Origin of the sequence: Paracoccus gahaiensis, from assembly GCF_005048225.1 — a bacterium.
Classification (GTDB): domain Bacteria; phylum Pseudomonadota; class Alphaproteobacteria; order Rhodobacterales; family Rhodobacteraceae; genus Paracoccus; species Paracoccus gahaiensis.
The window spans coordinates 108393-128505 of the sequence record NZ_SUNI01000011.1; the positions used below are offsets into that span (position 1 = coordinate 108393).

Consider the following 20113-nt stretch of genomic DNA (forward strand, 5'->3'; position numbering starts at 1 on the left):
TGAGCTGAAGGAGCTTTCCCATGAGAGACAACGACCCCCTGTCGCAGTTCAACTTCATCCTGCAGATCGACGGGCTCGATTCCGCGGGCTTCACCGAGGTCGGCGGCATGAACACCGAAAGCGACATCATCGAATATCGCGAGGGCAACGAGCTGGCGACGATGCGCAAGCTGCCCGGTCTGGTCAAGTACGGCAACGTGACGCTGAAGCGTGGCCAGACGATCAACCGCGACCTGTGGAACTGGCGCAAGACGACGCTGGACGGCACGACCGAGCGCAAGAACTGCTCAATCACGCTGCTGGACGAGGCGCGCCAGCCCGCCGTGCGCTGGAACCTCTACGAGGTCTTCGTCAAGAAGATGGAGTTCCCGGCGATGAAATCCTCGGCCAACGAGGCGGCGATCGAGACGGTCGAGCTGGTCTGCGAACGGGTCGAGATGGCGGAGTAGGCCCATGTGCGCCCTGACCGCCCCCGGCCTCTACCCGCAGCCCGTGGCGCCCGTCCGCGCCTTGGGGAGGCTCAGCCGCGGCGACGTGGCGGTGTTTCTGGGCTATGCCCGCCGGGGTCCGGTCGACATGCCGGTCCGTGTCGAAAGCCTGACGCTGGCCGACGAGATCTTCGGTCCGGCGCTGGAGGGCGGGTATCTTCACGCCGGGCTGAAGGGGTTCTTCGAGAATGGCGGGCGCACCGCCTATGTCATCCGGCTGGCCCCGGACGCGGCCCGCCCGGCCTCCGTCATGATCGGCGGCGGGTGGGTGGCGCAGGCCAGCTTCGGCTGGAGCCTTGTCGATCCGCGCGAGCGCAAGCGCGAGGCGCGGCCCGACGAGGCGACCTGGGTGCAGCTGGTCGAGGACGTGTTTCGCACCACCGGCCCGCGCAGCCCCGCGCCCGGGGCCTGGGCCAACGGTTACGAGGTCCGGATCGCCCGCACGCAGCGGGCGCGGACCGAATCCCTCATCGGCCCGCTGGACGATCCGCGCGCGCTGCGGCTGAGGTCGATGACCGGGATCGAGGCCCATTCGGTGCTGGAACTTGCCCAGACCCGCGAGGGCGTGACGCGCGTCGCGACGGTCTCGGCCGCCGGGGTCGATGCGGCGCGGCAGCGGGTGCTGCTGCCGCTGCGCGTGACCGAGTTGCGCGATGGCGATGGCGTGTTCCTCGATCTGGCGCCGGACCTGCCGGTGCAGGTGACATCGGTCGAGTTCGATGTCGAGATCTGGTCCCGGGGCAGGCTGGAACAGGCCTTCCGCGCGCTGTCGCCCGATCCGCGCCATTCGGCCCCGATCGCGGGCACGCTGGCAACGGCCAGCCGGTCCGTGTCGCTGCATCGCGAGGGCGCTCCGGGGGGGATCGACTGGAGCGACCCCGAGGTCTGGCCGCCCGAGGGACGCTTTCCTTTGACCGGCGGCCGCGACGGGCTCGAGGCGATCACGAGGGGCGACTGGATCCGGGGCCTGCGCCAGGTGGCGCGTCTGGACGAGGTGGCCCTGATCGCCGCACCGGACCTGGTGCTGCAGCCCCTGTCGCCCGAGCCGGCCGAGCTGCTGCCCCCGGACCGGGTCGATTGCTGCGACCTCAGCCCGCGACCCCTTGGCAAGCTGGTCGTGCAGGTGAGGGAGGATCGTCCCGACGGCACCCAGGAGCCGGTTGTCGGGGTCGAGGTCGATGTGCTGGGGCCGGGCGGGCGGGTGCGGACCGACCTTGCCGGGATCTTCCGGGCGACGGGCGTGCCCGTGGGTCTGGTGACGGTGCGCCTGTCCAAGGACGGCTTCGAGCCGCTCGAGGCGGTCGCGCAGGCCGAGCCGTTTCTGCCCTCGCAGCCGGTGATCCTGACGATGGCCCGCCTCAACCTGCCGCGCGCGCTGGCCGAGGACGAGATCCTGGAGGTCGTGGCCGCCATGGTCGATCCGGGGATCGTGGGGCCCTACAAGGTCGCCATCATCGATCCGCCAAGCCCGCAGGCGACGCTGGATCAGATCCGGGGCTGGCGGTCGCGGCTGGCAGGGTCGAACCGCATGGCGTTTTTCGCGCCTTGGCTGCGGCTGCCCTCGACCGACGAGGCGGGGCGCGGCGGGGTGCGGCCCTGTCCCCCGTCGGGCTATGTCTGCGGCGCCTTCGCGCAGGCCGAGCTGACGGTGGGCATCCACCGCACCGGCGCCAATCTGCCCCTGCGCTTCGCGGAAGGCGTCATGCTGGACATCGACGAGGCGGCGGCGGGGCTGCTGAACCCCGCCGGGATCAACGCCATCCGCAGCTTTCCGGGTCGCGGCATCCGGATCTATGGCACGCGGACGCTGTCCCCCGATCCGGACTGGCGCTATCTGACCGCCCGCCGCGTGGTCGACGCGATCGAGAAGACGCTGGAACGCGGGCTGCACTGGATGGTGTTCGAGCCCAACAACCTGATGACCCGTCATGCCGTGGCACAGTCGGCGCGGGTGCTTCTGAACCGCCTCTGGCGCGAGGGGGTGCTGGCGGGCTCGGCGCCGGACGAGGCCTTCTCGGTCAAGTGCGACCTCGAGAACAATCCCGTCGAGGGCCGCGATGCGGGGCAACTGGTGATCGACATCGGGGTCGCGCCGACGACGCCGTTCGAATTCGTGCTGTTCCGCTTGGGCAATGCCTTCGATGCGCTGAAGGTGACGGAGGACGCGCCGTGATCCGCCTCGACCCGCTTCCCGGATTCAACTTCTACATCGCCCTGATCGAGGATCCGGACAATCCTCTGAAATCTGCGGCGGCCATGGCAGGGGCCTTCGTGCTGGGCGGGTTTTCCGAGGCGACCGGCCTCGAGAGCGAGATCCAGATCCAGGAATATGCGGCCGGGGGCGTGAACGACCGTGTGTTCCGCTTTCCAAGCCGCGCGGCCTATCCCAACATCACCCTGTCGCGGGGGGTGGGGTTCTCGGAGGATCTCTATCTCTGGCACGAGGGCTTTCTGAAGGGCGAGGGCAAGCGGCGCAACGGGCTGATCTTTCTGGCCAACGAGCTGCGCGTCCCGATCAAGGCCTGGACCTTCGAGAACGGCATCCCGGTCAAGTGGTCGGGGCCGGCGCTGAATGCGTCCTCCTCGGCCACGGCGGTCGAAAAGCTGGAGATCGCGCATGAGAAGCTGGAACTGACGTTGAGCCCCGGCAAGGGGCTGGACGCCCTGTCCGGCGCGATCGGCATCTGAGGAGGCAGGGGCATGGACGTCCATATCGGCACGGTCGAGACGCAGGTGACGGCGACCGATCCCAAGCTTCTGCAGGACCCCAAGCTGATCGCGCGGATCGTGCAGATGGTGAAGGAGGAGCTGGCGCGCGAGCAATTGGAGGCGGGCCGGCGCGAACGCGACCGCAGCACTGGCCGGACCGGGAAGGGGCGATAGGATGGGCATACCGCGCGGGACTGACCTTTCACGCCGGACACGGGGCGGCGCCATCCCGGGCCCGCGGGCCGGGCAGGAGGCGTGCCGATGCGCCAGCTGATGTTCCAGAAGGTCGGTCTGCAGGGAAAAACCATCGGCCCGCCGATGATGCTGGACTACGCCCCCTCGGAGCTGGCCTTTTCCAAATCCGCGCAATTCGCCGAGGTGGCGATCCCGGGGCTGGAGCAGCCCCTGCTGCAATTCGTGCGCGGCGATGCCGAGACGCTGAACCTCGAGCTGTTCTTCGATTCCACGCAGGACGGGACCGGGCCGGCGGCGGTTGCGGTGACCCAGAAGGTCGAGGCCTTCCACAAGCTGGTGCAGATCCAGGGCGACCTGCACGCGCCGCCGCTGGTCAAGGTGTCCTGGGGTGACGATTTTCCCGGCACGGCGATGGGCGCGACCGAGACCGCCGGCGAGACCTTCACCGCCGTGGTGCTTTCGGTCGCGCGCCGCTTCTCGCTGTTCTCGCCCGATGGCAAGCCGCTTCGCGCCACCGTGACCCTTGCGCTCAAGCATTATGCGACGGTGGCCGAGCAGGTGGCGGCGATCAACTACCAGTCCGCCGACCATACCCGCATCCATGTCGTCTCCGAGGGCGAGACGCTGCCGCTGATCGCCTTCGACGCCTATGCCGATGCCGCCAAGTGGCGCCTGATCGCCCTGCATAACGGCTTGCGCGACGTGCGCGACCTGACGCCGGGCGACCGGCTGGAACTGCCGCCCCTGGTGACGTCATGACCGCCGAGACCTTCATCTCGGGCCGCGCCTTCCTGACGCCCGCCTTCCGGATCGAGATCGACGGGCGGGATGCGGGGCGCGAGGTGATCTCGGACGTGCTGGAGGTGTCCTTCACCGACGATTTGAGCAATATCGACAGCTTCGAGTTCGTGCTGCACGATTGGGACCCCGTGGCGCTGCGCCCGCGCTATTCCAGCCCCTGGGATGCGGACGGCAAGCCCCTTACGCTGTACGCGGGCGGCCCGACCGTGCCGAATTTCGAGCCGGGGGCGAAGGTGACCCTGTTCCTCGGCTATCTGGAGGATGGCGATCTGCCTTTGATCATGGAGGGCGAGGTCGTGTCGCTGGCGCCGTCCTTCCCGGCCTCGGGCACGCCCAGCTGCCGGGTGCGGGCGCTGAACGCCTTCCTTCGGGGTCTTCAGAAGATCCGAGTCGAGGGGAATTACGACGGCACCCCCAAGGGCGTCGTTTCGAAGATCTGCGCCCAGAACGACGTGTCGCTGCGATGGGCAAGCCTTGATGCCGAGGGCGAGGCCGAGGAGAATGTCGAGGTCGAGGGGGTGCTCTACGACGAGATCGCGACCCGCGCCGCAGACTATGGTCTGTCTTTGGCGGTCGAGCCGCCCGCCGTGCCGGGCGGCGATCCGGTGCTGTATCTGGCCCGGCCCAGCAAGTCGAATGACGGTCCCGTGGCGGATTTCGTCTGGGGCCGGACGCTGATCTCGTTCACGCCCGCGCTGTCCGCCGCGCAGCAGGTCAGCGAGGTGGTCTGCCGGGGCGGCGATCCGAATGTCCGGGGCGGCGCGCAGAACATCGAGGTGGTCAAGACCTGGGCCGATATCAAGCTGTTGCCCTCGGCCCTGGGTCCGGCGGGGGTTGCGGACCTGGGAACCGCGGTGGGCGGAATGCGCGAGGTCATCAAGCCCAACGGCGTCCAGACGGTCGCCGATGCCGAACGCGCCGCCCTGGCCCGGCTGCAGAAGCTGGCCGCCGACATGATCACCGGATCGGGCAGCGCGATCGGCCTGCCGACCCTGCGCGCGGGCAAGACGGTCCGCATGTCGGGGATGGGGGCGCGCTTCGACGGGGTCTATCGCCTGACCCAGACCACCCATGCGATCGGCGGGGCGGGCTATACCACCACCTTCCAGTGCCGCAAGGAGGTGCTCGATGGCTGACCTGCCGACCTCTCTGGCCCTGGGGCGCGTGGTCGAGGTGGAGATCTCGGATCGCGGATTGCGCGCCAAGCTGCAACGGCTGGACCGGCCCGAGGGCATCGTCAGCGACTGGATCGCGGTGGCCAGCCCGATGGCCGGGCCCGAGGTCGGCCTGCTTTTCGCCCCCGAGATCGACGATCTGGCCGTCCTGGCCTTTGCCGCAAATCGCCCGGTCATCCTGGGGTTCATCACCGCCGGCGAGGCGGGGCCCGCGACGCAGGAGATGACCGAGCGCAGCATCGTGTCGCGCGACAAGAACATGGTCGTGCTGATCGACGGCGATCAGAGCGGGATCACGATCCGGGATTCCCACGACAACCAGATCGTCATGGATCGCGACGGCATCACCCTCAAATCGAACGGCGAGATCCGGATCGAGGCCAGCGGAAAGACCTCGATCAAGGGCGTCACGGTGGAGCTGAACTGATGCAGATCCGGACCCCCGATCCCGCCCGCGATGCTGCCGCCCTTCTGATGGGGCGCGCCGGCGGGGCCGCCGGCGATCCGCAGATGGCCGTGGTCCTGAAAGCCGCGTATGATCTGGTCGCGGACGGGGCCGGCCCGCGGCGGATGCAGCCGGTGGCGGACCCGGCAAGGTCGGCGGTGGTGATGGCGGATCTGGGGGTCACCCGGTTCACCGCCCGGGATGTCGTGCCGCCGATCATCGGTCGCATCGTCGGGCCGGCGGATTTCTCGGTCCGTCCCGGCCCCCCCGAGGAGCAGATCCTGACGGTCGACGGGCAGGCATTCACGCTGGCCGGCATCGCCGCCGATGACACGGGCGCCAATGACCGGCATCTGGGTTTCGACCTGACCTACGAGGCCGATACGGCGTTGCGCAAGACCCGGGCCGATATCGTGGTGACGGGCTTTGCCGCGCAGGAGGGCACCGTCCGCGTCGAGGGCGCGACCTGGCTGACGCGCAATCCCGCGCTGCCCGCCGACCCGGATGCCGATGCCGGGCGCAACCTCTTCGGGTTCCAGCCGCGCCTCGGGCCGCCGCGCCGGGGGCAGGCGGGGGACCCCGCCGCCTTTGCCGCGTTTCACCGGCGGGGCGGGATCTTCGGCGATGCCGGCACGGGAACCGCGCTGCCCTCGGGCGGGCTGGTCGAGATCTTTCGCAGCCTCGACACCTCGGGCGCCGCCGATTACGCGCTGCGGCTTCCGGATCTGGGGCGGGTGGCGCGGCTGCGGGTCTATTGCGGGCACGGTCCCGACACGCCGCCCCGCTGGCGCAAGGTGGCCCTTGGGCGGATGCGGCCCGACACGCTGATCCTCCATCCCGCGACGAACCGGGCCGAGATCCTGTGGCGCTGCCACTGGCCCGCCGATCTTGAACCCGAAGACCGTTACCGCAGCATCCAGATCGCAGAGGAGGGCATGTGACATGGGCAAACCCGTCGCCCGCACCGAAGGCACCTGCATGGCCTTTCCCGACATCCTTCTGACCCCGGCCCCGCCCTCGGCGCCGGTGCCGATCCCCTATCCCAACATCGCCCAGCTCGCCGATGCCCAGGACGCCTCGCCCGATGTCCTGGCGGGGGGCAAGCCGGTGATCACGCAAGCGAGCCGAATCCCGACCTCGACCGGCGGCGAGGCGGGGACGGCGGGGGGCGTCCCCTCGGGGACGTTCAACCAGGCCTGCACCTTCACCGGGTTCTCGCAGACGGTGATGGCGAACGGCAAGGGTCTGGTCCGGCAGCTGGACCAGACCCGCCAGAACAACGGCAATGCCCAGGGCTTCGTGCTGGTCGGGCTGGCCTCCGTGCTGGTGGGGGACTGACCGATGGGCGAGGCGTTCCTGGGACAGGGCTGGACCTTTCCGGTCCGCGTCAATGCCCGCGGCGGGCTGGACTGGTCCAGCGGGGCCGCCTCGATCCGCGAGGCGGTCTGGCTGATCCTGGCGACGCCCAAGCGGTCGCGGATCATGCAACCGACCTTCGGCTGCGGCATCCACGACTATGTTTTTGCGCCGAACAATCCGGGCACCCGCGCCGCGATCATGGACGAGGTGCGCCAGGCGCTGGTCCGGTGGGAGCCGCGGATCGACGTCCTCAGGGTCACCGCCGCCTCGCCGCCCGACACGTCGAACACGCTGATGCTCTCCGTCGATTACCGCGTCCGCGCCAACAACGCGGCGCAGAACATCGTCTATCCGTTCTACCTCCTCGAAGGCCTGGAATAGGAGCCGTCCATGCCGCTCTTGCCGCCCGCACTCGACAGCCGCACGTTCAAGGACCTCGTGGACGAGGCCCGCGCCCGGCTGCCGCGCTATACGCCGGAATGGACGAATTTCAACGACAGCGATCCCGGCATGGCGCTGGTCCAGCTGCATGCCTGGCTGACCGAGACGATCCTGCACGACCTGAACCGGATCCCTGATCTGAACTACCTCGCCTTCATCGACCTTCTGGGGATCACGCCCGAACCGGCGCATCCGGCGCGGACGGATCTGACCTTCACGCTGAAGGATCCGCCGGGCGTCACCGTCTCGGTGCCCCGCCTGACCAGGGTCGCGGTGGACGATCCGGCGGTGCCCTCGGATCTGGTGTTCGAGACCGATAGGACGCTGGTGGCGCTGGACGCCGCCGTGGGGGCGGCCCTCGTGTCGAAGGCCGGGGGCGGCGCAGGGGGCCGGCTGCGCGATCTGGTGACCCGCTTCGAGAAGGGCCAGACCAGCTGGGCCTATTCCTTCGACCCCTTCGCGGGGGGCGAGGGGCGGGCGCTCTATCTGGGGCTGCGCCTGCGGCCGGGGCGCGAAAAGGACGCGGGGACGTTTTCCGAGGATCGCTTTCCCGCCGGTCCGTTCGACCTCTACGTCGATGCGGTGCGGATATTGGACCGGGGACCGGGGCCCGATGCCGCCGTGATCGAAGGGCCGGTGGCCATTCTGTGCCCGCCGCCGGGCATGGCCGGGGTGCCGTTGGAGCATGTGGACTGGCATGTCTTCACCGGGACCGGAGACGAGCCCGCCTTGTTCGAGGATGACGCGGCCACGGCGGGCTGGACGCGCCTGCGCCCGACCGAGGACGGCACGCAGGCCCTGTCCGGATCGGGGCATCTGGTCTTCGAGATGCCGGCCTCGGTTGCGGCGCTGGATCCGGCACAGCTGTCCGAGGAGGTCTGGGCCAGCTTCGGCGCCACGCGACCGCCCCGCAGCAAGGAGGAACTGGCCCGGCAGCTGCGCGAGGGGCCGCTGGACATCCTGGACGGCCTGGCCGGTTTCTGGGTCGAGATGGGGGCGACCGAGGCCGAGGCGGACGAGATCGCGGCCTGCGGCGAGGACCCGGTGGCGGTGGCCGACATCATCATGACCCCCGATCCCGACCCGCCGGACGAGGCCGACGCCCTGCCGCCGCCCTATCAGCTGGACCCGCGCGCGCTGACCCTGAAGGACTGGATCAAGGTCAACGAGGGGTATGCGGCGGCATTGCCGCAGAACGATCAGGGCTATCTGCCGCTCTACTGGCTGCGCGCCCGGCTCGGAGCGGTTCCGGCCGATGCCGCCGCCCCCTCGGCGATCCGCGCCTTCCATCTGAACACGGTGCCCGCCACGCAGGCCTCAACCCGGCTCGACGACCGGCTCGGGCGGTCGAACGGGCGGCCTGCGCAGGTCTTCCGGCTGCCCAAGGCGCCGGTGCTGATCGACCCCGCGACGGGCGCGCCCGACCTTGCGCTGCAGATCGCCGAGGAAGGGCAGGACCCGGACTGGCTGCGGGTCGACGACTTCTACCTGTCCGGCCCCGAGGACCCGCATTTCATGCTGACCCCCGAAACGGGCGAGCTGCGGCTTGGCGACGGGCGGCGCGGACGGATTCCCGTCGCGGGCGCCACGGTCACCGCGACGCGCTACCGGGTCGGGGGCGGGGCGGCGGGAAATGTGGCGGCGGGGCTGGTGTCCAAGCTCAAGGGCGGCCTGCGCCACGTCAAGGGGGTCACGAACCTGCGGGCCGCCCATGACGGATCGGAGGCCGAGACGCTGGACGCGGTCAGGCTGCGCGTACCGCATGACCTGCGCAGCCGCGACCGTGCCGTGACGGCCGAGGATTTCTCGGACCTCGCGCTGCGGACCCCGGGCGTGGCGCTGCACAAGGCGGTCGCGCTGGCGCGCAAGGCACCCGGCCCGGAGGGCTTTGTCGACAGGGACGGGGCGGTGACGCTGGTCGTGCTGCCCCGGATCGACCAGCCCCGGCCTCAGCCCACCGAAGAGCAGAAGCGCGCGATCTGCCGCTGGCTGGAGCCGCGCCGCCTGATCACGACCGAGCTGCATGTCATCGGCCCCCATTACGCCACGGTGACGGCGCTGACGGCGCGGCTGACGGTGGCGCGGGACCGCGATCTGGGCGAGGTGGCCGGCGCCGTCGTGACAGCGCTGGCGGATTTCCTCAGCCCCCTCACCGGCGGCGAGGACGGCACGGGCTGGCCCTTCGGCGCAGCCATCTATCATGGGGACCTCTACGAGCGGATGCTGGCCGTGCCGGGGGTCCGACGGGCCTCGGGGCTGTCGGTCGAGATCGACGGGCAGGCGGGCGATCCCGTGGCGGACATCGCCGAGATCCCGCAAGGCGCGCTGCTGGCGCTGGCCCGCGACAGGGTGGATCTGGTGGCCGCCTATGAGTGAGCCCGCCGCCCTCGTCGTCAAGGACACGCGCCCGCCCTTCCTGCGGCTGTCGGCCCGGTTGGGCTGGCCCCTGGGTCCGGTCCCGAGCCGACCGGGCGTGCCGCTGATCGACCGGCCCCTGACGCTTGGCATCGCGGGGCGGCGCGCGATCCCCCTGGCCGAGCCCTTCGGCACCTTCGGCGGCCGGACGCTGCCGAAGGGGCTGGCCATCGCGCCGGACGGGCGGATGTTTCTGGCCGATCCGCTGCGGCGGGTGATCCTGACGGCGCAGGCGGGCGCGATCCCGGCGGATCGGCCTGCGGAGGCAGACCCCTTGTGGCCCTTCGCGCCGCTCTGGCCCGCGCGACCGCTGCCCGGACCCGACACGCCGGGCGGGCTGTGCGACCTGGCCGGGGCCAGTGCGGCGGAGGATCCCTATGCGCTGGTCGAGCCGGTGGGCGTCGCGATCGCGCCCTCGGGCGATCTGGCCATTCTGGATCGCGGGGCGCGGCGGGTGCTGGTGCTGGCATGGCCCCATGCGCGGCTCCGGCGGCTGATCCGGCTGGAGGATGGCACGCCCGAGGCCTTGGCCTTCGACGGGGCCGGGCGGCTTTATGTGGCGCTGACGGGGCCGGGGGCGATCCGGCGGTGGGACGCCTTGGGGCGGCCCGATCCGGCCTTCCCCCGCGTCGCGCCGCGCCAGCCGCTGGCGCTGGCGGCGGCGCACCGGGCCTGTGCCTGCGGGTGCGGCGGTGACGACTGCGGCTGTGACGGCGGGTGCGCCCCCATCGCGCCGCCGGGGCCGGTTTTGCATGTCATCGACGGCGGAAAGCTGCTGTCGCTCGACGCGCGGGGCCTTGCCGTCGCCACCGACGAGGATGCGCTGCGGATGACCCTGCCGCCGCTGCTGCGCGAGGCGGGTGATGACCTCAGCTGGTCCGATCCCACAGCCCCGGGGCGCGACCCGGTCCTGTTCCGCCATCTGGCGCTGGACGTCACCGGCCGCCACAGGGGCAGCGGGCGCCCCCTGATCGCCCTGCCGCGGCGGATCGAGGTGCCGCGCGCGGGCGCCTTCACGACCACGGCCTTGGACAGCGGGCAGAGCGGCTTTCACTGGGATCGCGTGACCTTCGATCTGGAGCTGCCGGACAGCGCGCGGCTTGTCGTCTCGACCCTGACCTCCGAGGTCGAGGTGCCGTTCGACCAGCTGCCGGCCGTGTCGGAGGACCGCTGGTCCGTGCCGCTGGCGCTGGTCCCGGGCGATCTGCCCGAGGTCATGGTGCAAAGCGGGCCGGGGCGGTTCCTGTGGCTGAAGGTCGAGATGTCGGGCGACGGCACCACCGCCCCGCTGATCCGGGGCATCGACATCTTCGCCCCGCGCCGCAGCGCCTTGCGCTATCTGCCCGCGCCCTTCCATGACGACCCCGAAAGCGCGCGGTTCCTCGACCGGTTCCTCGGCTATTTCGACACCGTCTCGGCCGAGATCACCGCCCGCCATCGCAGCCTGGCGGAACTGTTCGACCCCCGCGTGACGCCGTCCGAGTTCCTCTCGTGGCTGGGCGCGTGGTTCGACCTGACCTTCCTGGCCGCCTGGCCCGAGGCCACCCGGCGCGAGATGATCGCGCAGGCCATGGACCTGTTCCGTCAGCGCGGCACGGTGGCCGGGCTCAAGCGCATCCTGCAATGGCATACCGGCCTGGCCGATCCGCTTCCGCAGGTGATCGAGCATTTCCGGCTGCCGGCGGGCGGGGTGATGATCGGCGGCGCGCCGCTGGATCCCGACGCGCCCGCGCATGGCTTCACCATCGTGCTGCCCGCTTATCTTGCCGCCTCGGACGCGGACCGCTTCGTGCTGGAGCGGCTGATCGCCGCCTCGGTTCCGGCCCATGCGCGGTTCGAGCTGCGCCTGATCCACCCGGGCATCACCTTGGGCTGCCACGCCACGATCGGGGTCGACACGATCCTTGGTCCCGCCGGGGGCGGGGCCCTGGGCACCGGAGATCTTGGCGCCACCCTGTCGACCGGGACCGCTGTCCCCGATGCCCTGATCCGTTTCCCGCAGCTTTTGACCGCCGGTCCTGGCGAAGGAGCCTTGTCATGCTGAACGACTGCAAGACCTCGTGCATCCCCTGCGGCCTTCACCAGCCCCGGCGCAACAGCTATTTCGACGGCAAACTGCTGGTCGCGCGGGATTTCTCGGACGAGCAGGACTATCACCGCGGCCACCGGCAGATGCACAACGCGCTGCTGCACGGCACCGGGACGGTCTGCGGGCTGAAGCTGATCGAGCATCCAAGCGAGACCTGCCGGCGCGACTTTATCGTGGTCGAGCCGGGTCTGGCGCTGGATTGCTGCGGGCAGGAGATCGTGGTGCCCAAATCCGCGCTGGTGCGGGTGGCCGATCTTGTGCGAGCCGATCCCGACCTGCAGGCCGCGCTGGACGGGACCGCGCATCTGTTCGTCGCGATCGAGCGCTGCGATGCGGGGGCCGAGCGGATGCCGGTGATCCTGCCGGGCTGCGCGTCCGAGGACGGCGGCGCCTTCGGACGCATCGCCGAGGGCTATCGCTTCGCCCTCTTCGCGGCCGAAGCCCGGGACGTGACGCCCGTCAAGGTGCCCCAGAACCCCCGGCTGGACTGGGTCCACACGTTTTCCTACGAGGGCGGCGTGCCGAAGGCCGTCCATGTCAACGAGGGCGAGGCACTGGTCCAGATCGCGACGCAGGACGGGATCGGCGCGCGGCTTCTGGGATATGACCGCGACACGCATGACCTCGATGCGCTGGTGGGCGGGTCCAAGACCGTCTCGGACACCGCTTCCTCGCGCGAGGCGCGGCTGGTCTTCGTGGCGGGCGCCGGCTTTTCCGGCACCGTCCCCAACGGCATCGGCATCTGGCGCGCGGCCGGGCTGGGCGGGACGGCCGAGCCCGAACGGGTGATCCCGATCAAGGGCACTGCGGCGCGCATCGCCGTCTCTCCCAGTTCCGGGACGCTCTATGTCCTGGAACTGGACGGCACGGCCAGCCGGCTTGTCTCGTACAGTCAGGCGGTGATCGACGCCTATCTGGCGGATGGCGACGCCTCGGTCCTCGACGGCCAGCCCGACCTGACATTCGACCACGGCTTCGGCGCCGCGGGGGATGCGCCGGGCCGGGGCGCCTCGATGATGGAGATCACCCGCGACGGGCGGTTTCTGGCCCTGTCCAGCCCGGTGGGCGCGGCCAAGGATCGGCTGTATCTGATCGACACGTCGAAGTTCCGCGAAGGCGGGATGACGCAAGGCGATGCGGTGGCCAGCGGCTACGCGCCCGAAGCGGCCGAACGGATCGACCTGGTGAAGTGGAGCTTCGACGACGGCTATCTCTATGTCGTCTCGCGCGAGGCCGCGTCGGCACAGACGATCCTGCTGACCCGCTATCTTCTGATCGACGGTGAGGCGCGGCTGGAAAAGGCCGGGCGCGGCGTCAAGCTGGTCGGCACCGCCTATGACATCGCGCTGGCACCGACCGAGACGCGCGCCTATCTGCTGATGGCGGATGCCGAGGGGGTGACGCGGTTCACGACCGTCGGACTGGACGCGGTCAAGTCGCAGGATGCCGGCCCGCCGCCCGAGACGGGGCTGTCGCCCGACGCCTTCCGGATCGACGGGCAGGGCCGCAGCCTTGCCCTCGCCGGCAACGGCACGCGGCTGTATCTCGCCGCCGCCGCCGCCGAGGAGACGATGCCGCCCCACGGGCTGGTCGCCGTGATCGACATCGCCGAGGAGGATTGCGGCATCCATTTCCGCAAGCCGGTGCAGGGCTGTGCCTCCTGCGGAACCGACCAGCATCGCGTCGTGCTGGGCCATGTCGCGGGCTATGTCTGGCCGGGCGAGGGCCGGGACCTGCCCCGGATCCGTGATCCCGAACGCGCAAGCGAGGGCGATCTTGCGCTGGACAACTTCGCCTTCCGGCCGATCGTGCCCTCGGCGTCGACCCTGAAGGAGGTCATCGACTGCATCCTGGCGCAGGGCGTGGCCGAGGGTCCGCCCGGCCCGCGCGGCGATCCGGGCGCCCGGGGCGAGGATGGCGTGTCGGGAGAGGATGGCAAGGTCGTCACGCAGGTCACGGTGGCCACGCTGAACCCGAACCAGCCGGCCACCGCCTCGGTCGCCGATAACGGGCCGGGCCTGACGCTGACCCTCGGCATTCCGCGCGGCGCGGCGGGGCAGCCCGGCCAGCCGGGCACCCCGGGCACGGGCCTTGCGCCGGGAAATCCGATCGTGGCGCTCAGCTGGCAGCATGCCGGGATGCATTGGGCGGGCAACCGCAGCAAGTTCACGGATGTGTTCCGCGAGCAGGGGATCGCCATCGCTTTCGAGAAGCCGGTGATCTGGAAGGACTTCACCGGCAGCGAAGAGGCCGGCCGCTCGATGCTGATCGAACTGGAACTGCCCCTGATCGACCACGACCACGGGCTGGTGCATTGGGTCACGCCGCAGCTCTGGGCGCATCCGATCGACAATCCGGTCATCAACGGCGACTTCCTGGAATCATGGGACATCCTGGATGCCGCCGATCTGACGCCGGGAGTCTGTCTGAGGGCGGACGAGAAGTTTCACCTCGATCTCAACCTCGATCCCGATCTGGGGTTCCGCGTCCTGCTCTATGGCGATTTCGTCAGGACCGAGGACGGGGTTGCCGTGGATGGCACCTTCCTCGGGGGCCAGCTTCCGACCGGCGCGTCCGGCGGCGGCAGCACGTTCCGCAGCTGGTTCACTCTGGAAAGGGACTGAGCGATGGCCGACACGCCGAACCGCCTGCCCCTGGCCCAAGCCGCGAACGGGGTCGAGGCGCCTCTGTATGTCGACCGCCAGATCGTGCAGGCCGAGGATCTGACGCTGGACCGAAGCTCGCATACCCGCGAACTGGCACGGATGCGACTTTACCTGCATGGCTGGGGCGTGGTCGCGGGGCTGATCCCGGTCATCTCGGGCAGCACGCTGACCGTCTCGAAGGGCTATGGCGTCACCTGGACCGGCGACGAGCTGTTCCTGCCCGAGGCGGTCGCGATCCCCGACATCGCGGCGCATGTCTGGGGCTGTTGCGGGCCGGGCCAGGTCGATTGCGACGTCGTGGACCTGGACGAGCGGCGGCGCATGGCCGAGGCGCTGGAGACCGGCACGGTGACCGCCTGGCTGATCGCCCGCCCCACGAAACGCGAGGGAAGCCTGCGCGCCGGCATTCCCGAAGGCTGCGCGCATCCGGCGAACCGGCTGGCGCCCTCGCGCGCCTGCGACGTGGTGTCGATCGAGTTGTCATGCACGCTGCCGTCGTTCTTCACGTCGCCGAACCTCGATTGCGAGAACCTGCGTGCCTTCTTCTGCGCGACGCCGCGGCAGATGCTGCCGATGCCGGCGCTGCCGACCGAGGAGCAGAACTTTCTGGTGCTGGGCCGGATCACCTGCTCTGCTGAAGGCGCAGAATTTTCGGCGGTGGACCGGCGGACGGTGATGCCGATGTGGCTGGTGCAGGACTGGCTGCACGCGTGCATCTGCCCGATGCCGCAAGATCGCCTGCCGGTCGGGGACGAGGATGACGGGCGCCCGGAAGCTGACGAGCCTGCAGACGATGACGGGCACCGGCCGGACGCGCCGCCGGACAGGCCGTCACATCGATACGACGTCACCATCGGCGAACTCGTGGAAGTCCTCGTGGTGAACGGCTTTCGCCTGCCGGACGATGAGGGGGCCGTTGCCCAACCGTCCCAACGACCCAGGGTGCCCGAACTGATCGGCGATCCGAGGATCCGCGACCGTCTGACCCGCGCGGGGATCACCACCACGGAGGCGCTTCTGGCGGCCGACGACACGGTGCTGGCGGCAACCCTCGGCAAAACCGAGGCCGATGCCGTCGCCCTGAAGGCCGAGATCGCGCCGCTTCGGGTCTTCATTCTGGGGCGGGGGATCTGATCCGATGGAGCCGCACCGCCTGACCCTCGGTCGGATCAGGACGGACTGCAGCGTCATGGCCGGCGCCGAGGTCGCGGCCGCGATGGGCGCCCGGATCGACCGGACCCTGCGCGAGGATCTGCCGGCGGCGCTGGCCGTGGCGGCGGAAGGGGTGATCACCGGCACGGGCGGGGTGCTGCGGATCAGGCGCGTCCGGGTGCAGCTTCATCTGGACGGCGGGGCGGACATGCCGGGACTGGCGCGGCTCTTCGCCGACCGGATCGCGGCGGCGCTGAAGGCGGCCCTGGCGGGTGGCCGTGCCGAGATCCGGCACTGGCCGGACCGCGACAGCTATCTTGCCGCCTATGTCATGATGCGTCTGGCCCTGACCTCCGAGGCGGCCTGGGCCTTCCCGGACCTGGCGGCATTGGAACATCTGCCCGCCGAACGGGCGGCTGCGGAACTTCTCCGCGCACGCCCCGCCTTGCTGACGGCGCTGGCGCGGGCGGCGGCGGCGCAGGGCGACGCCGCCGCTCCCGTGGCGGGTTGGCCCGAGGCGGCCCGGGCAGCTCTGGTGCGGGCGCTGCTGAACGCTCCGCTGGCGACGACAGAGACCGGGGATCTTCCACCGGCCCTCGGGCACCTGCTGGGCGTCCCGCAGCCCGTCCTGCCCGGGCGTTCGGCGGCTCAGGATCTGGGCGCGGCGCTGGAGGTGACGCTGCGCCTTCTGGCCGGCGGCGGCGCGGCGCTGCAGCCACGCGCCATGCTCTGGGCCGCAGTGGCGGCAAGGGCGGTGTGGCGACAGGCGGATCATGTCGCGACCATCGCCACCTCTCCTCCCGGACCGGCAGAGCCCCCGGGCCCCGACCGTGCGCTGCTGGACCATGTCCTTGCCGTCGTCGCGGCCGATCCGCAGGGCCGGGCGGTGCTGGACCGCTTCACGCGGACCGCCGCCGCAGCCCGGCTGTCCGCGCCCGTGATGCGGTCTGCCAGCCCCCCTGCCACGGCGCAGGCCGGATCGCCCTTCGCAGACGAAGGGATGTCCAGCCCCCGGATGGGGCTGGGGCTTCTGGTGCCCTCGGTGCTTCTTCTCGATGCCGCCTGGCATCTGGGCCCGACCGCGATGGCGCAGGCGGTCTGGCAGACGCTTGCGCCGGGGGATTGGCCTCAGGCGGCGTTGGACCCCGCCCTGCAGATGCTTCTGCCCGTCGACCCGTCCGAGGTCGATCCGGCGCGTCCGCAGCCCGTCCCGCCCGAGCGTCTGCTCCGCACCCTCGCCCCCGAGGCGCGGCGCGTCTTCGAGGCCTCGGACCCGGATCGCCGCTGGTCGGCGCTGATCCTGGGCGATTTCGCCAGCCGTCTTCGCGGGCTGCAGGCAAGCTCGCCCGCCTATCTGCGCCGGCAGTTCCTGATGCGGCCCGGGACCCTGCATCGCGGGCCGGATCGGATCACCCTGCGGCTTGATTCCGTGCCCCTGGGCATCCTGCTGCGGATGGCGGGCTTTCCAGGCCGGCAGGGGCGCCTGCCGCAGCCCGGCCAGCCGCAGCTTGTGCTGGATCTGGGGGACGCGCCATGAGACCGGAGGCGCCGCCGGTCCTCGACCCGGGCCTGTGGCTGGAGCAGGCGCTGCAGCTGCTGGCGCTGCGCCTGCGCCACGAGGTGGCGCTGACCCGCGCCCTCCGCGGCCCGGATCGGCGCGAGCAGTTCCTGGGGCTGTTCCTGTCGGATGACGAGGCCGAGGCGATGCTGGACGAGATGTCGGGCCGCCTATCGGTCAGCGGGGCGGGCGTGCCCGCGCTGGACGAGGTGATCGAGGCCTGGCACGCGCATGCCGCCCGCAGGCGTGCCGACCTGCGGGGCATTTGGGTCCGGATGGCGCAGGCCTTCGGGCTGGCCGAGGCGGAACTGGACCTTCTGGTGCTGGCCGCCGCCCCCGCGCTGGACCCGCGCTTCGGGCGGGCCTATGGCTATCTGTCCGATGACCTGACCCGCCGCCACCTGACGCCCGCCCTGGCGCAGCGGCTGCTGCCGCACCGGATCGACGCGCTGACGCTGCGCCGGATGCTGGCGCCCGAGGCGCCGCTTCGGCTGTCTGCCCTGATCCGGATGGAACCGGGGCTGCCGCAGATCGAGGCGGCCCTGAGGACCGAGGAGGCGGTCACCGACCTGATGCTGGGCGCGGCGCCGATCGCGCCGGGGCCGCGCCTGTCTCTGGGGTCGCGGGCACCGTCGGGCAGCGTGATCGTCGCAGGGGCCAGCCCGGATGCCGTGTCGGTCGCGGTGCTGGACATGGCCGAGCGCGAGGGCTGGACCCTGTGCCTCTGTCCCGGCGACGACGGATCGGATCTGATCGCTGGACGCTGCCGGGATGCGCGGCTGCTCGGTACGGTGCCGGTGCTGGCCGAACCTGCGGTTGACGCCGCCGGGCGTGTCGCGCTGGCGCCGCTTCTGTCGGATGGCGTCATCCTGCTGGCGTCCGAGGTCGAGCCTTGGCTTGAGGCGGGCCTTCGGGCCGAGGTGGTCGAGCCGGTCGCGGATCCGCTGCGGCATGCCCGCTGGAAGGCGCGGCTGCTGGGCGAGGATGCCGGCCTGCTGCGGCAGGCGCGGCACGCGGAACTGCTGCACCTTGTCCGGGTCCGCAGCCGCAGCGCCGCGCCGGGCGATCTGCGCCGCGCGACCGAGGCTCAGGCGGCCGCCGGGCTGACCCGCTTTGCCCGGCGGCTGACGACCTGCAGGACGCTGGACGATCTGGTGCTGCCACCCGCCACCCGCGCGGCGCTGGATCGGCTGATCGGCGGCCAGGGCCAGGCGGCACGGGTTCTGGGCACCTGGGGGTTCGGCGCGCTCTGGTCCAAGGGGCAGGGCACGGTGGCGCTGTTCAAGGGGCCCTCGGGCACCGGCAAGACGATGGCCGCCGCCATCACGGGTGCGGCCCTGGGCCTGCCGGTCTTTCGCATCGACCTGGCCGCGATGGTGTCCAAGTATATCGGCGAGACCGAGAAGAACCTCGAGCAGCTGTTTCTGGCCGCCGAGGGGACGGATGCCCTGCTGTTCTTCGACGAGGCGGATTCGCTGTTCGGGCAGCGCTCCGAGGTGACGGACGCGCATGACCGCTACGCCAATCTCGAGACCTCCTATCTGCTGCAGCGGTTGGAAAGCTTTGACGGGCTGTCGGTGCTGGCCACCAATCTGGCGCAGAACATGGACCCCGCCTTTCTGCGGCGCTTCGATCATGTGATCGACTTCCCCGTGCCCGCCGCCGACCTGCGCCGGGCGCTGTGGGATCGCGGGTTGCAGGCGCGCGCGCCCATCTCGGGCGATGTCGATCTGGGGCTTCTGGCCGAGCGCTTCGATCTGACCGGGGCCGAGATCCGCAACTGCTGGCTGGACGCGGCCTATCGGGCGGCGGCGCGGGGCGGGGCGATCGACATGGAGGTCCTGCTGCAGGCGGTCGCCGCCGAACTGCTCAAGCAGGGCAAGGTGCTGCGGAAATCCGATTTCGGCGCGCATTACGCCGTGGCGCGGGGAGGGCGGGCATGACCGATTTCGACACCGAGATGATGCGCGAGGACAAGCCGCCCTTGCCGGTGCCCGCCGACAAAGACCCGCTGCGCGAGCCGCCCCGCCTGCTGGCCGACGATCCGGCGCTGAGGGCCGCGATGGCGGCGCGGGATCGCGACGGCCGGCCAGAGCCCGCCACTGAGCCGGCAAGGGCCGTCGCGCCCGAGATGCCCCGGGCCAAGATCGCGCGGCAGGAGCAGGAGAAGCGTCCCGCCCCCGCCGCGACGGATCCCGAGGCCCAAGCGGTGGCGGCGCGCAAGGAGGACGAGGCCCGCGCCCGCGCCCATGCCGAGGCGAAAAGCAGGTCCGCCGCGCAGGACATGGACAGCGAGGCGCGCCACCTGCGCGCGCGGCTTCTGACGCGGGCGCTGGCGGCGCTGCTGCAGGCGCCCGAGGCGGTGCAGATGGACCCGCTGCTCTCCGCCTTCGCCACGGTCACGGGGGCGGAGGCCGCGCAGGCCGCCGATGCGATCGTGGCGCTGTACCTGCGGTCCGGGGCGGATGTCCGGCGACGGATGCGGCCCGTGCTTGCCGCTGCGTTGGGCAAGGGACCCGATGGCGCGCTGGCCCGGGCCCTTGCCGCGCGGTTGGGGGCGCTGGCGATGCCTGCGGCGGCGCCACCTCCGCCGCCCCCGCCACCGCCGCCGGAGGGCTGA

The 20113-nt window shown here is 71.0% G+C and carries 17 protein-coding genes; all 17 read left to right on the forward strand.

The window, feature by feature from the left end; translation table 11 throughout:
• The first annotated feature begins 20 nt into the window (after positions 1 to 20).
• Positions 21 to 449 carry a phage tail protein gene (locus FA743_RS12280; RefSeq protein WP_136886397.1) on the forward strand — a complete coding sequence of 143 codons (429 nt, stop codon included), beginning with the start codon at positions 21 to 23 and terminating at the stop codon, positions 447 to 449.
• 4 nt (positions 450 to 453) lie between these two features.
• Positions 454 to 2661, forward strand: a complete 2208-nt coding sequence (locus tag FA743_RS12285) for a phage tail sheath C-terminal domain-containing protein (protein ID WP_136886398.1) — start codon at positions 454 to 456, stop codon at positions 2659 to 2661.
• Entirely contained in the window at positions 2658 to 3176 is a 519-nt protein-coding gene (locus FA743_RS12290) for a phage tail protein (protein ID WP_136886399.1), read from the forward strand. The genes FA743_RS12285 and FA743_RS12290 overlap by 4 nt, the downstream gene beginning before the upstream one ends.
• Positions 3177 to 3188: 12 nt before the next feature.
• Positions 3189 to 3371, forward strand: a complete 183-nt coding sequence (locus FA743_RS12295) for a hypothetical protein (RefSeq protein WP_136886400.1) — start codon at positions 3189 to 3191, stop codon at positions 3369 to 3371.
• Positions 3372 to 3458: 87 nt separating this feature from the next.
• On the forward strand, positions 3459 to 4151 hold the full coding sequence (locus FA743_RS12300) for a CIS tube protein (protein ID WP_136886401.1): 693 nt from the start codon (positions 3459 to 3461) through the stop codon (positions 4149 to 4151).
• Positions 4148 to 5329, forward strand: a complete 1182-nt coding sequence (locus FA743_RS12305; RefSeq protein ID WP_136886402.1) for a phage late control D family protein — start codon at positions 4148 to 4150, stop codon at positions 5327 to 5329. The genes FA743_RS12300 and FA743_RS12305 overlap by 4 nt, the downstream gene beginning before the upstream one ends.
• On the forward strand, positions 5322 to 5795 hold the full coding sequence (locus FA743_RS12310; RefSeq protein ID WP_136886403.1) for a phage baseplate assembly protein V: 474 nt from the start codon (positions 5322 to 5324) through the stop codon (positions 5793 to 5795). The genes FA743_RS12305 and FA743_RS12310 overlap by 8 nt, the downstream gene beginning before the upstream one ends.
• Positions 5795 to 6754 carry a hypothetical protein gene (locus FA743_RS12315; protein WP_136886404.1) on the forward strand — a complete coding sequence of 320 codons (960 nt, stop codon included), beginning with the start codon at positions 5795 to 5797 and terminating at the stop codon, positions 6752 to 6754. Before FA743_RS12310 ends, FA743_RS12315 begins: the two co-directional genes overlap by 1 nt.
• Position 6755: 1 nt before the next feature.
• Entirely contained in the window at positions 6756 to 7151 is a 396-nt protein-coding gene (locus FA743_RS12320; RefSeq protein WP_136886405.1) for a DUF4150 domain-containing protein, read from the forward strand.
• A 3-nt stretch (positions 7152 to 7154) separates the two neighbouring features.
• Complete coding sequence (locus FA743_RS12325) at positions 7155 to 7553, forward strand: GPW/gp25 family protein (protein ID WP_136886406.1); 399 nt, start codon at positions 7155 to 7157, stop codon at positions 7551 to 7553.
• Positions 7554 to 7562: 9 nt separating this feature from the next.
• The gene (locus FA743_RS12330; RefSeq protein ID WP_136886407.1) at positions 7563 to 9989 is read left to right on the forward strand and encodes a putative baseplate assembly protein; all 2427 of its coding nucleotides are present in this window, start codon (positions 7563 to 7565) and stop codon (positions 9987 to 9989) included.
• Positions 9982 to 12072: a phage tail protein gene (locus tag FA743_RS12335; RefSeq protein ID WP_136886408.1), complete on the forward strand. Its 2091-nt coding sequence runs from the start codon at positions 9982 to 9984 to the stop codon at positions 12070 to 12072. The genes FA743_RS12330 and FA743_RS12335 overlap by 8 nt, the downstream gene beginning before the upstream one ends.
• Entirely contained in the window at positions 12066 to 14741 is a 2676-nt protein-coding gene (locus tag FA743_RS12340; RefSeq protein ID WP_136886409.1) for a collagen-like protein, read from the forward strand. Before FA743_RS12335 ends, FA743_RS12340 begins: the two co-directional genes overlap by 7 nt.
• Positions 14742 to 14744: 3 nt before the next feature.
• Positions 14745 to 15917: a hypothetical protein gene (locus FA743_RS12345; protein WP_136886410.1), complete on the forward strand. Its 1173-nt coding sequence runs from the start codon at positions 14745 to 14747 to the stop codon at positions 15915 to 15917.
• Positions 15918 to 15921: 4 nt separating this feature from the next.
• Complete coding sequence (locus FA743_RS12350) at positions 15922 to 17472, forward strand: hypothetical protein (protein ID WP_136886411.1); 1551 nt, start codon at positions 15922 to 15924, stop codon at positions 17470 to 17472.
• Positions 17469 to 19436 (forward strand): ATP-binding protein, encoded by a 1968-nt coding sequence (locus FA743_RS12355; protein WP_136886412.1) that lies wholly within the window; start codon positions 17469 to 17471, stop codon positions 19434 to 19436. Before FA743_RS12350 ends, FA743_RS12355 begins: the two co-directional genes overlap by 4 nt.
• Entirely contained in the window at positions 19433 to 20113 is a 681-nt protein-coding gene (locus tag FA743_RS12360; protein ID WP_136886413.1) for a hypothetical protein, read from the forward strand. The genes FA743_RS12355 and FA743_RS12360 overlap by 4 nt, the downstream gene beginning before the upstream one ends.